Raw genomic sequence first — 13,865 nt, 5'->3', positions numbered from 1 at the left:
GCCTTTGCGGCCGCGCTGGAGTGTTTCATCATGAACCGTCTTTTGCGTAACACCTTGCTGGGTGCTGTCGTTTCGTTGTCGGCCAGTGGTTTGTGCCTGGCTGAAGAGCGGACTGTCCGGATCTACAACTGGATCGAGTACCTGCCGCCTGAGATCCTGAAGAGTTTCCAGGAGGAAACGGGCATCCGCCCGATTTACGATGTGTTCGACAGTGTCGAGACCCTGGAGTCCAAGCTACTGACCGGCAACTCCGGGTACGACGTGGTTTTCCCGAGTAGTTCCAACCTGAGTCACCTGATCGCCGCGGGTGCCATCGAACCCCTGGAGCGCAGCCAACTGCCGAACTGGCAGCACCTGGACCCGGAGTTCATGAAGTCCCTGGAGGCCGTGGGAGACTCGGGCAATCGCTACGCGGTTCCTTACCTGTGGGGCACCACGTTGATCGGCTACAACGTCGACAAGGTGCGGCAGGTCCTGGGCGCCAATGTGCAGATGAACAGCTGGGACATGATCTTCAAGGAAGAGAACCTCGCCAAACTGGCCGGTTGCGGCGTCGGCTTTCTCGATGCGGCCAACGAGATCGTGCCCATCGCCTTGCACTACAAGGGCCTCGATCCCAACAGCCAGAAGCGTGAGGACTACCCGCAGGCCCAGGCGGCGATGATGAAAATTCGCCCTTACATCACCTACTTCAACTCGTCGCGCTACGGCATGGATCTGGCCAATGGTGATATTTGCGTCGCAGTGGGCTGGTCGGGTGGCGTAGCGTTGGCCAAGCAACTGGCCGATGCCGCTGGCAAGGGGGTCAAGGTCGAGATGGCATTGCCCAAGGAAGGTGCGCCCATGTGGTCGGATGTGATGGTGGTACCGGTCAACGCGCCGGATGCCAAGGAGGCCCACGCGTTCATCAACTACATCCTGCGACCGGATGTGATCGCCCGGATCAGCAACAAGATCGGTTACCCCAACCCGAACAAGGACGCCACCGCATTGGTGAATGCCGATATCCGTAACAACCCCAATATGTATGTGCCGGACGAGGCGCGTAAAACGCTGTTCGCCCTGCAACCCATGCCAGCAGCCATGGAGCGGATCCGCACCCGCACCTGGACGAGCATCAAGACCAATCGCTGAACAGCCTGGCTGCCGGGTCTCGACTCAGGCGTGCATGCCCTGGAAGAGCAGGGCGGTGATGCGCCGGACCTGGCTGGAATGAGACGCCATGTCTGGCGGCTCCTGATTGACCAGCCGCAGCAGTTGAAGGTGCGCATAGTCATTGAGCAGGAAGGCGGCGGTCTCGACGTTGAGGTCGCCGCGCAGCTTGCCGGCCTGTTGCAGGTCCCTGAGCAGGCCACTGATTTCCGAGCGCAACGCATCGTTCATGGCACGGTAGCCTTCGGGCAGTTCATTGTCGCCACCAAACAGGATCAGCGGCAGCAGTTCGCGCCAGAGACTGGGGTGCATCACTTCCAGGGCGTAGCGGGTCAAGAGCTGTTCCAGGTAGCACAAGGTGTCGACCGGATCGTCCATTTCGGGGATCTGGCTGCGGGTGTCCTTGAGGGCGCGCTGGTCGGCGTCGTGCAGGATTTCCAGGATGATTTCCTGCTTGTTGCCGAAATACTTGAACACCGTGGGTGCCGAGACCCCGGCCTGGTTGGCGATCTGCTCGATGGTGGTGTTCTGGAAACCCTGGCGCTCGAACAGCTCCACTGCGGCTTTGCTGATGGCCTGGCGGCGTAGGACTTTCTGGCGTTCACGCAGTCCAGTCACGGGAGGTCCTTTTAATTAGGCGGGCACGAAAGCCAGCAGGATAATCGATTATCTTTGTCGCAAAAATACTTTATTAAATAAAGCTTAACCGCACATGCCCTCCAGGCCCGGCACGGGGTTTTCAATGAGCCGGTTCCGGCGCGAACCGGGGCCACTTCGGGTGGTGGAATATAGAGGCGCGGCCTGGGTCAGGCCGATGCCTGTTGGTACTTCTTCAGGCGATAGGCAAACTGCGCCCGACTCAACCCCAGCAAGCGCGCCGCCGCCGCCAGATTGCCCGCGCTGTGTTGCAGCGCTTCGTCGATCAGGCGTGACTCCAGTCCTTCGATGGAGAAACCCTGCTCCAGCCGGCTCAAGGTTTCCAGCAAGGCCGCACGCGGCTGTGTGCCGGTGGGATTCTGGTTGCTGGCCGCCAGGCTGCCATTGTTGTCCAGGGAGTAGAGCTCCTGGGGGATGGGCTCGTTGCGAAACAGGTGGACCAGGTCGATGGCTTGGCCATCTTCGCTGGCGATCAGGCCGCGCTCCACCAGGTTCTGCAGTTCCCGCACGTTGCCGGGGAAATCGTAGCGCAGCAGCGCCTTGAGCGCGCGCATGGTCAGCCCGGCAGGCTTGCGTCCGTAGTCCTGGCAGAAGCGCCGCAGGAACGCATTGATCAGCAACGGGATATCGTCGCGTCGCTCACGCAGCGGCGGCAGGGTGATGGGGAAGACGTTCAGGCGGTAGAACAGGTCTTCGCGAAAGTCGCCAGCCGCTACCGCTTTGCGCAGGTCGACGTTGGTCGCCGCCACCACTCGCACATCAACCTTGATCGGCTGACCGCCACCGATGCGTTCGATCTCACGCTCCTGCAAGGCACGTAACAGCTTGCCTTGCCCGGGCAGGCTGAGGCTGGCGATTTCATCGAGGAACAGGGTGCCGCCATGGGCCCGTTCGAAGCGTCCGGGACGCGAATGGGTTGCGCCGGTATAGGCGCCGCGTTCGACGCCGAACAGCTCCGCCTCGATCAGATTGTCCGGGATCGCGGCGCAGTTGAGGGCTACGAAAGCGGCCTGATGGCGTGGGCTGTACTGGTGCAACTGACGGGCAAACAGCTCCTTGCCAACCCCTGACTCACCACTGAACAGCACCGTTGCGGGTGTTGGCGCCACGCGTTGCAGGGCGAGGGTGGCGGCATTGAAGGCCGCGCTGGCGCCAATGGGTTTGGGGCCGCCGGACAGCTCGTTGTCATCCTGGGGCGCTGGTGCCGGGGCTTGATGCTGCTTGAAGGGGGCGTGGGTCGGTGATGCGGTGAGATAACTCAGGTCCTGTTCGACATCGCCCCATTGCTCGGCGGTCTTGCCGACCACGCGGCAGGTCTCGTGGCCCATGCCCCGGCATTCGATTTCCCGGAAAATCACCAGGCGCCCGAACAGCCCACTGACATAACCGATGGCATAGCCCAGTTCGGTCCAGCACACCGGGTCCTGGCCGATCCCGTAGGCGGCGATATGTTCGTCGGCTTCGCAGGAATGATGCCAGAGGAACTCGCCTTCGTAGAAACCGGAGTCGGCATCGAACTTGAAGTGCAGGGGTTCGACCTTGGTCATGCCTTCAAGGGTATGCAGGCGTGTGCCAGCGGAGAAGATCGCCGCGGCATCGGCGTCCGGCCAGCGCTCGCGGATCAGTCGGGCATCCCGTGCGCCGGACAGGTAGCCGGTGCGGGTAAACAGGCCACGGGTCTGTTCCAGTCCCTGGCGATCGATGATCTCCCGACGCAGTGCGCCGAAGGATGAGCTGTGCAAGAGCAGCATGCGCTGATCATTGAGCCAGATGCGTCCGTCGACCGGGGAGAAGAACAGGCATTCGGTCAGCTCGGCCAGGGTCGGTGAGTTGCCCTCCGCCAGTTGGGTACTGTCGCCCCTTGGCGAGAAATGTTCCTCCGACAGCGCGAGATCCGGGAACAGCGAATGGGGATTTTTCATTGTTATGCCCCTGGGCGAGTCGACTGATCGAAATGATCAACTGCAATAATAGTTATTAAACATAACTTTATCATTTGGACAAGTGCCGCAGAATCGGACGCTCGCCGGGTCTATCGCCCTGTCCGCGGGTATTGCGTGCGAACCCCTAAGCCAGAGCCTTCGCGGCTTGAAGAACGGCGCGCTGGCGGAAATCGGCATGGCCCTTGCTCTAGTGCTTTCACCACGCAGACGACTTCAGCGCTTCAGCAAGGCGGTGTCGGGCGATGACAAACACAAGAGCCGGGAGGCCGAAATGGCGGTAAGTGAACCCTCTGATTTCCTGCAGGACGAGTTGTGGTGTGAGCGTATTTTCACCGGCGACTGGATACGCCCGTTGGGCGGCAGCAATAGCGTATATGAGCCGGCCACCGGTGAGGTGCTGACGGTGACCGGGCTGGCGGATGCGGCGGACATCGCCTTTGCCAGCCTCAGCGCTGCCCGCGTGCAGCCGGCCTGGGCGGCATTGGGGCCACGGGAACGTGCGGAGATCTTTCGTAAGGCCGCCGCACTGGCCCAGCAACATTTTGCCGAGTTGGCGCTGTACATCGCCCGGGAAAGCGGCGGCAGTCTGTTCAAGGGCGAACATGAGGTCAGGGAGGCGATCGTCTTGCTGCATCAGGCGGCGGGTCTGCTGTCTCAACCCCATGGCCTGGTGCTTCCCAGCGAGGCGGGGCGCTTGTCTTATGCCCGCCGCTTGCCCCACGGTGTGGTCGGGGTGATTTCCCCGTTCAACTTCCCCCTGGTGCTCTCACTGCGCTCGGTGGCGCCAGCGTTGGCGGCCGGCAACGCCGTGGTGCTCAAGCCTGATCCGCAGACTCCGGTCAGTGGTGGCTTCATCATTGCCCGGCTGTTCGAGGCGGCCGGTCTGCCCAAAGGCCTGTTGCAGGTGTTGCCGGGCACAGCCGTTGCCGGTGAGGCGCTGTGCCGCGACCCGCATGTGCGGATGATTGCGTTCACCGGTTCCACCGCCGCGGGCCGCAAGGTCGCGGAGGTGGCGGGGCGTCATCTGAAGAAAGTCGCCCTGGAGTTGGGCGGCAAGAACTCGCTGATCGTGCTCGAAGACGCCGATCTCGACCTGGCGGCCAGCAATGCCGCCTGGGGCGCCTGGTTGCATCAGGGGCAAATCTGCATGGCCACCGGACGCATCCTGGCTCATGAATCGATCGCTGAAGAACTGGTCCGTCGATTGGCCGAGAAAGCCCGGACGATCACGGTCGGCAATGCTGCTCGTGGCGAGGCGGTGCTGGGGCCTTTGATCAACAAGCGCCAGTTGCAACGCGTGCATGAAATCGTCACGGACAGTTTGAGGGCGGGGGCAAGGCTGGAGGCGGGCGGCGAGTTTGACCAGCTCTTCTACCAACCCACGGTACTTACCGGCGTGCGTCCGGGCATGCGTGCGTTCGACGAGGAGATCTTCGGACCGGTGGCCACGGTGGTGAGTTTCGCCAACGACGAGGAGGCCATCGAATTGGCCAATCGCACCGAGTACGGCTTGTCCGCGGGAATCATCTCGCCTTCGCTCGGGCGTGCGATGGCGATGGGCGAGCGACTCAATTGCGGCCTGCTGCATATCAACGACCAGACGGTGGCTGATGAGTGCATCAATCCATTCGGCGGGCGTGGCAGTTCGGGAAATGCCGGCAGCGTTGGTGGTCCGGCCGATTGGGACGAATACACCCAATGGCAATGGGTGACGGTCAAGGACACCGCGCCGCGCTACCCGTTCTGAGCAAGACAGGTCGACGCGAGCGGTCGACCAGCTGAATACACAAAAACAATAAGAGGACACAACATGAAGCTCGACAACAAGATTGTGCTGGTGACCGGGGTCTCCTCGGGTATCGGCGCCGCCACCGCAAGCCTGCTGCGCAGCCATGGCGCCCAGGTGATCGGCGTGGATCTGAAGGCTCCGCACATGACCCTGGACGGCTTTGTCCAGGGCGATCTGGGTAGCGCCGAGAGCATCGACCGGCTGTTGCCGCAGCTACCCGCGCGAATAGATAGCCTGTGCAATATCGCCGGAGTCCCGGGTACCGCCGACCCGCAACTGCTGGCGCGGGTCAACTACCTCGGCCTGCGCCACCTGAGCCGCATGCTGCTGCCGCGCATCACGGCAGGGGGCAGCATCGTCAATATCGCCTCGATCCTTGGCGCCGAGTGGCCGCTGCGCCTGGAACTGCACAAGGAGCTGGCGCGCATCGAGGGTTTTGCCGCCGCGCAAGCCTGGCTGGCCGGGCACCCGGTACCGGACCAGAGCTGCTACCAGTATTTCAAGGAAGCCTTGATCGTCTGGAACTACCTGCAGGCCCAGCCCTGGTTTCTTGAACATTCGGTGCGCATGAACAGCGTGGCGCCGGGCCCGGTGTTCACCCCCATCCTCGGCGACTTCGTGAGCATGCTCGGCGAGGCCAGGACCCAGGCCGATGCCCATCGCATGAAGCGTCCCGGTTATGCCGATGAGGTGGCGGCGGTGATCGCCTTCCTGTGTGCCGACGAGTCGCGCTGGATCAACGGCGTCAACCTGGCGGTCGATGGCGGATTGGCCTCCACCTATATCTGAAACGCAAACCTGTAAGCAGCGGCGCAAGCCGCTACCCGAGCGTGTTGGCTGGCGCCATGCGTGCAAAGCCATGCCGAAAATAAAAATAATGAGGAGCGTCCATGGACAACGTAATAGGTGGCTTTCGTTTTAAGCATTGCGCCCTGTTTCTGGCGTTATGCAGCACAGGCGCGATGGTTGAAAGGGCGCAGGCCATGCAATTGGACCTCGGTGATTCCGACTGGAAACTGCGCTGGGACAACACCATCAAGTACAGCCAGGCCTGGCGCTTGCAGGGGCAGGACAGCCGCCTGACCAATGCACCGACCGCCAACGGTCTGTATCCCTCGATCCAGGGCCAGGGCGATAAAAACTTCGGCACCGGCCTGGTCTCCAATCGCCTGGACCTGTTTTCCGAAATGGACCTCAGCCGGAAGAACTACGGGCTGCGAGTGAGCGGCGCGGCCTGGTACGACGATGTCTACAACAAGGAAACCGACAGCAGCGAGCAACCGCATTTCCTCAGCGATACCCGCAAGCTCAATGGCCGCGACGCCGAAATCCTCGACGCCTTCGTGTTCCTGCGGGGGGACCTGGGTGAAGACTCCCAGGGTGTGGTGCGCCTGGGGCGGCACAGCCTGGTCTACGGTGAAAGCCTGTTCTACGGCGGCAATGGCATCGCCAATGCCCAGGGCCCGACCGATGTGGTCAAGTTGCTCAGCGTGCCGGGGACCCAGTTCAAGGAGATCCTGCGTCCGGTCAACCAGATCTCCGGGCAGTTGCAGATCAACCCGCAGCTGTCGGTGGGGGCCTACTACCAGTTCGAGTGGGAACGCTCCAACCTGCCTGGCGCCGGCAGCTACCTGAGCGATACCGACGCCATCGGCTACGGCAGCGGTTCGCTGCATGAAGTGTTCGGCAATGACACGGTGAACGCGGGCGATCTGAAACCGAAAAACTCGGGGCAGGGTGGTATGCAGATCCGCTTCAAACCGGCCGGGACCGAGCTGGAGCTGGGTTTTTACGCCGCGCAGTATCACGACAAAACCCCGATCGGCCTGTACGCCTACCTCGACGGCCCGGCTGCGGCGGCCACCGGGTTGCCGATCCTGAGCTCTTATCGTCAGGTCTATGCCGAAGATATTCGCACTGCCGGCATCAGCTTCTCCACCGCCCAGGGCCCCTTCAACTTCGCCGGTGAAACCTCGATTCGCTGGAATGCGCCGCTGGTGAGCAATCTGCAAGTGGTCACCCCAGGCATGTTGGCGGACGGCGGTGACCACTCGTTGTTTGCCCGAGGCAAAACCGCCCACGCCAACCTCTCAGCGATCTACCTGTTGTCGCCGACGGCCTTCTGGGACGGCGGTTCGGCACTGGCTGAACTGGCCTGGAACCGCACCCTGAGCATCACCGAGAACGCCGCGGCCCTGGACGCCAATACGACCCGTGACGCCACGGCGCTACGGGTGCTGGTGGAGCCGGCGTATTTCCAGATTGTCGATGGGATCGACCTGAGCGTGCCGATCGGCATGGGCGTGGTGCTCGACGGGCGCTCTTCGGCGGTGAACAAGTCGGGCTTCGGCAACACCCACTCCGGCGACTGGAGTGTCGGGCTCAAGGCGACCTATCTGCAGCGCTGGGATGTCGGCCTGAACTACGTGAACTTCTTCGGCGCCCCGAAAGCCGGGCTGCGCCAGGACGGCAACTTCAGCTACGGACAATCCCTGGCCGACCGCGACTTCATTTCGCTCTACGTGAAAACCTCATTCTAATAAGGTGGATTTGCCATGCGCAACCAAGCTTTTTTCAACACCTGCGTCCTGACCCTGGCCCTTGTCGGCATGAGCCTGGCGCAGGCGGCGGTGTCGCCCGAACAGGCTGCACGCTTGAAGTCCGAACTGACGCCCCTGGGCGGCGAACGAACCGGCAACGCCGATGACAGTATTCCGGCCTGGAATGGCGGTTACACCCAGGTCGCGCCGGGCTACAAGCCGGGTGACAAACGCCCCGACCCCTTCGCCGGGGAGAAACCGCTGTACACGATCAAAGCTTCGAATATGCAGCAGTACGCCGCTGAACTGGCCGAAGGCACCAAGATTCTGTTGAAGAAATACCCGGACTATCGCCTGGACGTGTACCCGACTCACCGCTCGGCCGCGGCCCCGCAATGGGTCTACGACAACACCGCGAGGAATGCCACCCGCGCCACGCTGGACGTCGAGAGCGAGAAAGTCAGCGGCGCCTATGGCGGTATCCCGTTCCCGATTCCGGACAACGGCGCGCAAGTCCTGTGGAACTACCGATTGTCCTGGCAGGGCGGGGACACCATCAGTTCACCGTTCGACACCTGGCTGATGACCGCGGGCGGCAAGAAGGTCCAGGCCACACGGGCGCTGTATACCTACCAGTTTCCCTATTACATCGAAAACGGCAGCCCGGAAACTTTCTCCGGCAAATATCTGCTTGGCAAACTGTTCACCGAGCTGCCGTCGTCCAAGGCCGGCGAAGGCCTGATGACTCACTGGGATCTGGACCCGGCCAACCGTGCGGCCTGGCAATACCTGGTCGGTCAGCGCCGGGTGCGTCGGGCGCCGAATATTGCCTATGACACTCCCGACTTCGTCACCTCCGGTGTCGGCCTGTTCGACGAAGCCTTCATGCTGTTCGGGCCAACTGATCGTTATGACCTCAAGCTGATGGGCAAGAAAGAACTGATCGTCGCTTACAACAATAACCGTGCCGGTCTGGCCAAGAGCGATGAACTGGTCAAACCGAACTTTCTCAATCCCGACCTGGTGCGTTGGGAGAAGCATCGGGTCTGGGTGGTCGAGGCCACGCTCAAATCCGGCAAGCGTCATGTGGTGCCGCGTCGGACCTACTACATCGACGAGGACTCCTGGCAGATCCTGATGGCCGACGGTTATGACGCCCAGGGCAAGCTGGGGCGCCAGATGTATTCGCTGACGCTGCTGGCGCCGGACCTGCCGGCGCTCACCGCACAGGTCATGTGGGGCAGCTACAACCTCGACACCGGTGCCTACTTCCTCAACTCATCGAGCAATGACCTGGCGGTTCAGTACCAGAAAGTCGCGAAACCTTCGGCGTCCTTCTTCACGCCGGATGCCATGGCCAACGAAAACATGCGTTGAACCATGGGCGACCGTGGCGGGCGAGAGGTTCGTCGCGGTCGCCAGTGACTTTCCAAGCAGGATAAAGATATGAACCTTGAAAGAATCTTTGCGCGTTTTGGCCGGCGATGGGGGGCCTGCGCCCTGGCGTTGTTCCTGTTGGCGAGTACGTCTACCGTCGGGCAGGCCGCGACGTTCGCGGCACTGCAGCAGCCGGCACTGCCCACCGCCAAGGCCCCGCGCGCGGTATTGCTCGGTTTGGCCCGGGCCGGGGAACGTCTGGTGGCGGTCGGTGAACGCGGCATCGTACTGCTCTCGGACGACGCGGGGAAAAGTTGGCGTCAGGCCAAGGTGCCGGTCAGCGTCAGCCTGACGGCGGTGCAATTCGTCGATGCCGAGCAGGGTTGGGCGGTAGGGCATCTGGGGGTGGTACTGCACAGCGAGGATGGGGGCGAAACCTGGCACAAGCAGCTCGATGGCGAGGCTGCCGCCGCGTTGGCAGTGCAGAGCGCACAGCGCGATGTCGACCAGCCGGGTGGTGCCGGCAATCTGGAGCAGGCGCGGCATTTACTGGGCGACGGACCGGACAAACCGTTTCTCGACCTGTACTTCAGCGATCGGCTGCATGGCTACATCGTCGGTGCCTACAACCAGATCTATCGCACCGACGACGGCGGACGAAGCTGGCAGCCCTGGATGCGGCATGTGGACAATCCACAAGGCCTGAACCTTTACGGTATTCGTGCATCGGGCAACGATCTGCTGCTGGTGGGGGAGCGCGGCCTATTGTTGCGTTCCAGCGACGCCGGGCATTCCTTCCAGCCTTTGAAGTCACCTTATGAAAGCAGCTTTTTCGGTCTGCTCGGCACCCGTGGGGGCGCCTTGATTGCCTATGGCTTGCGCGGCAACGCCTGGTGGTCGGATGACCGTGGCACCCGTTGGCGACGCCTGGACACCGGTGTCGAGTCAACGCTGGCGAGTGCCATCGAATTGCAGGACGGCAGTCTGCTGCTGGCCAGCCAGGGCGGGGAACTCCTGCTCAGCCATGACCAGGGTCGCAGTTTTGACAAACGTCAGAGCCGCGACGGCGCGACGGTCGCCGCCGTGCAACAGGCGGCCGACGGCAGTCTGGCCAGTGTCGGCTTGAGCGGCGTGGCCGCCGACCAGGATCCGCGGGCCTCCGGCAAGCCTTGAAACTTCACGGTGTAGTGCTATCGGGCCATGGCCCGTGCAACAGGAGTCAGACTTGAAAGACGACAAAACTCAAACCGTGATTGGTCGCCTGGAGGACTTCGACCAGGCTTCGGGCAATTTCGCCGAGCGGGCGATCTTCAACCACCGGCCCTGGGTGATCCTGCTGTGCCTGCTGGTGACCCTGGTGCTCGGCTGGCAAGCCACGCGCATCGGCATCAATGCCAGCTATGAGAAAACCATTCCTAGCGGGCACCCCTATGTCGCCAATTTCCTGAACAATCGCAGCGAACTGAGTGGCCTGGGCAACTCGTTGCGGATCGCCGTGGAGGTCGGGCAGGGCAGCATCTTTACCAAGGACTATCTTGACACGCTGGCCAGGCTCAACGACGAGCTTTACCTGCTGCCGGGCGTCGACCGGCCCTACATGAAGTCGTTATGGACCCCGACCACGCGCTGGACCGCGGTGACCGAAGAGGGACTCGATGGCGGTACGGTGATCGCTGACGATTACGACGGGTCTGTCGCCAGTATCGAGCAGGTGCGAACCAACGTCGCCCGCTCCGGTGAGGTCGGTCAGTTGGTGGCCGGCAACTTCAAGTCCAGCGTGATTTTCGTGCCCTTGCTCGAAATCAATCCGCAGACCGGCAAAGCCCTGGACTACGGCGATTTTTCCCGGCAACTGGAAGCCCTGCGTAGCAAGTATCAGACCGATGACCTGCGGATTCACATCACCGGTTTCACCAAAATCGCCGGCGATCTGATCGAGGGGCTGACCCAGGTCCTGCTGTTCTTCGTGGTGGCGGTATTGGTGACCGTGGTGGTGCTCTATGGCTACACCCGTTGCGCGCGCAGCACCCTGGTGGTGGTGACCTGTTCGCTGGTGGCGGTGCTCTGGCAACTGGGTCTGCTCGCGATCCTCGGTTATGAGCTGGACCCTTACTCGGCGCTGGTGCCGTTTCTGGTGTTTGCCATCGGCATGAGCCATGGCGCGCAGAAGATGAACGGCATCATGCAGGATGTCGGGCGCGGCACCCACCGGGTGGTGGCCGCGCGTTATACCTTCCGCCGACTGTTCGCCGCCGGTATGACCGCGTTGCTCTGTGATGCGGTGGGGTTCGCGGTGTTGCTGCTGATCAATATCCGGGTGATCCAGGACCTGGCGATCACCGCCAGCCTCGGCGTGGCCGTGCTGATCTTCACCAACCTGATCCTGCTGCCGATCCTGCTCAGCTATTTCGGTGTCAGCCCGGCGGCGGCGCAACGCAGCCTGAGCTCGGAAACCGCCGAGCTACAGGCCCGGATCAAGCACCCGTTGTGGCGCTTTCTCGATCGGTTCACCGGACGGCGCTGGGCCATTGGTGCCATGCTCGGTGGCCTGTTGCTGGCGGCGTTCGGTTTTGCCGTGAGCCTGCACCTGAAAATTGGCGATCTCGATCCCGGAGCCCCGGAGTTGCGCGTCGACTCGCGCTACAACCGTGATGCGCAGTTCATGACCGGCAACTATGCGGCCAGCTCGGATATTTTCGTGGTCATGATCAAGACGCCGGAAGATCAGTGCACCCGCTATGCCAGCCTGTCCGCCGTAGATGCGCTGGCCTGGCGGTTGGAGCAACTGCCCGGCGTGGAGTCGACCACCTCGATGGCGGCGTTGAGCAAGATCGCCACGGTCGGTTACAACGAAGGCAATTTCAAATGGTATGAGCTGATCCCCAATGACGGCGCACTGGGCGCGGTACAGACCCGGGCACCGCGGGAGCTGTTCAATCAGGGCTGTTCGATGCTGTCGCTGTACGTTTACCTGGCCGATCACAAGGCCGATACCCTGAGCCGGGTGGTGGAGGCCAGCGAGCAATTTATCGCCGGGCATCCGGTGCCGGAGGTCAAGTTCATGCTCGCCGCCGGCAGCGCCGGGATCGAGGCCGCGACCAATATCGTGGTGAAAAAATCCATGCATGAGATGCTGTTCTGGGTGTATGGCGCGGTCAGCCTGTTATGCCTGCTGACCTTTCGCAGTTGGCGTGCCACCCTCTGCGCGATGCTGCCGCTGATGCTCACCTCGATTCTTTGCGAGGCGCTGATGGTCGCCCTGGGGATGGGGGTGAAGGTCGCGACACTGCCGGTGATCGCGCTCGGCGTGGGCATCGGCATCGACTATGCGCTCTACGTCCTGAGCGTGATCCTGGCACGGATGCGAGCCGGTGACAGCTTGGCCCAGGCCTATTACCAGGCGTTGCTGTTCACCGGCAAGGTGGTACTGCTGACCGGTATGACACTGGCGGTGGCGGTGTCGACCTGGGCTTTCTCGCCGATCAAGTTCCAGGCCGACATGGGGATCCTTTTGGCCTTCATGTTCCTGGTGAATATGCTCGGCGCCTTGATCCTGCTGCCGGCACTGGCCTGGTGGTTGCTGCCGCGCAAGGTCTTCGCAAAAAAGCCTGAAGCGAGTCTGCTGGTGCAGTGACTCAAGTGCACCTGCGGCCCGAGGCACGGGCCGCAGTCCAACCATCGCTTAGAACCAGTAATGCAGGCCAAGCATCAGTGACTGGGCGCTGTAGTCAGTGTGCACATCGCCTTGGGGCAGGCCTTGAATGTCACCGAAGTGCGCATCACGAGTCTTGAGGTATCGATAGTCCAGGGACATGGACCATTGATCGGTGAGCTCGTAACCTACCCCGGCACCGAGTTGATAGGCCGATACGGTGTCGCGATGAGTGTTGCCGAACTGGACGCCACCGGCTTCCAGGCCACTGACCGAAAGGGTGGTGTAGCCCAGGCCGCCGCCAATATAGGGGGTGAACCGGCTGAAGGGGGCCGGCAGGTTCAAGACGTCATACCAGAGGTTGGCCATCAGGCTGGTGGCTTCCTCTTCGCCTTTGCCGTTGATGCTCCCGCCGCCTTCGTAGACCCGGTGATTGAACTGGGTCAGGGTGTTTTTGCGGTAGCTGAGTTCCACTTCAGGCCGGAGCCCGACGGGAAATCGCCAGCCCAGTGCCAGTCCGGTGGCGTAGCCGGAGTGTAACGGTTGGTTGAACTCCATCTCGACAAAGTCGAGGTGGTTCTGGCTAAGGTTCTGTGGAGCCACCCAGTTCAAGCCGCCCATGGCACTGATGTAGGGGCCGAGCGTGTCGGCGGAACTGGACGCTGGGGCGATAAAGCCCATGCCAATGACGCCCATCACAAGATACTGAGTGTTTTTTAGTAGGTTCATGCTCGGTCCGAAGTGTGCCGTTATCG

Annotated in this window: 10 protein-coding genes; 7 read left to right on the top strand and 3 right to left on the bottom strand. The window is 62.0% G+C overall.

The window, feature by feature from the left end:
- Positions 1-30 precede the first annotated feature (30 nt).
- Entirely contained in the window at positions 31-1,134 is a 1,104-nt protein-coding gene (locus M5C56_RS18175) for a polyamine ABC transporter substrate-binding protein (protein ID WP_103496941.1), read from the top strand.
- Between the two features lie 24 nt (positions 1,135-1,158).
- Here M5C56_RS18175 and M5C56_RS18170 read toward each other — a convergent pair whose 3' ends face one another.
- On the bottom strand, positions 1,159-1,770 hold the full coding sequence (locus M5C56_RS18170) for a TetR/AcrR family transcriptional regulator (protein ID WP_103496940.1): 612 nt from the start codon (positions 1,768-1,770) through the stop codon (positions 1,159-1,161).
- 188 nt (positions 1,771-1,958) lie between these two features.
- The gene (locus tag M5C56_RS18165; RefSeq protein WP_103496939.1) at positions 1,959-3,731 is read right to left on the bottom strand and encodes a sigma-54-dependent Fis family transcriptional regulator; all 1,773 of its coding nucleotides are present in this window, start codon (positions 3,729-3,731) and stop codon (positions 1,959-1,961) included.
- A gap of 292 nt (positions 3,732-4,023) precedes the next feature.
- On the opposite strand from M5C56_RS18165, the gene M5C56_RS18160 reads away from it, so the two are divergent.
- From M5C56_RS18160 to M5C56_RS18135, 6 genes are all read left to right on the top strand, one after another.
- Complete coding sequence (locus tag M5C56_RS18160) at positions 4,024-5,499, top strand: benzaldehyde dehydrogenase (RefSeq protein ID WP_103496980.1); 1,476 nt, start codon at positions 4,024-4,026, stop codon at positions 5,497-5,499.
- A 63-nt stretch (positions 5,500-5,562) separates the two neighbouring features.
- Positions 5,563-6,330, top strand: a complete 768-nt coding sequence (locus M5C56_RS18155) for a coniferyl-alcohol dehydrogenase (RefSeq protein WP_103496938.1) — start codon at positions 5,563-5,565, stop codon at positions 6,328-6,330.
- 101 nt (positions 6,331-6,431) lie between these two features.
- Positions 6,432-8,081, top strand: a complete 1,650-nt coding sequence (locus M5C56_RS18150) for a DUF1302 domain-containing protein (RefSeq protein WP_247263221.1) — start codon at positions 6,432-6,434, stop codon at positions 8,079-8,081.
- Positions 8,082-8,096: 15 nt separating this feature from the next.
- The gene (locus tag M5C56_RS18145; protein WP_247263222.1) at positions 8,097-9,458 is read left to right on the top strand and encodes a DUF1329 domain-containing protein; all 1,362 of its coding nucleotides are present in this window, start codon (positions 8,097-8,099) and stop codon (positions 9,456-9,458) included.
- 69 nt (positions 9,459-9,527) lie between these two features.
- Positions 9,528-10,631: a YCF48-related protein gene (locus tag M5C56_RS18140; protein ID WP_103496061.1), complete on the top strand. Its 1,104-nt coding sequence runs from the start codon at positions 9,528-9,530 to the stop codon at positions 10,629-10,631.
- 52 nt (positions 10,632-10,683) lie between these two features.
- On the top strand, positions 10,684-13,092 hold the full coding sequence (locus M5C56_RS18135; RefSeq protein ID WP_103496060.1) for an MMPL family transporter: 2,409 nt from the start codon (positions 10,684-10,686) through the stop codon (positions 13,090-13,092).
- 48 nt (positions 13,093-13,140) lie between these two features.
- Here M5C56_RS18135 and M5C56_RS18130 read toward each other — a convergent pair whose 3' ends face one another.
- Positions 13,141-13,839, bottom strand: a complete 699-nt coding sequence (locus M5C56_RS18130) for an outer membrane beta-barrel protein (protein WP_103496059.1) — start codon at positions 13,837-13,839, stop codon at positions 13,141-13,143.
- Between the last annotated feature and the right edge of the window lie 26 nt (positions 13,840-13,865).

The sequence above is a fragment of the Pseudomonas sp. MWU13-2862 genome, assembly GCF_023242495.1.
Classification (GTDB): Bacteria; Pseudomonadota; Gammaproteobacteria; order Pseudomonadales; family Pseudomonadaceae; genus Aquipseudomonas; species Aquipseudomonas gingeri_D.
The sequence above is the reverse complement of the archived record's forward strand: the minus strand, read 5'-3'. Positions and strand labels throughout refer to the sequence as shown.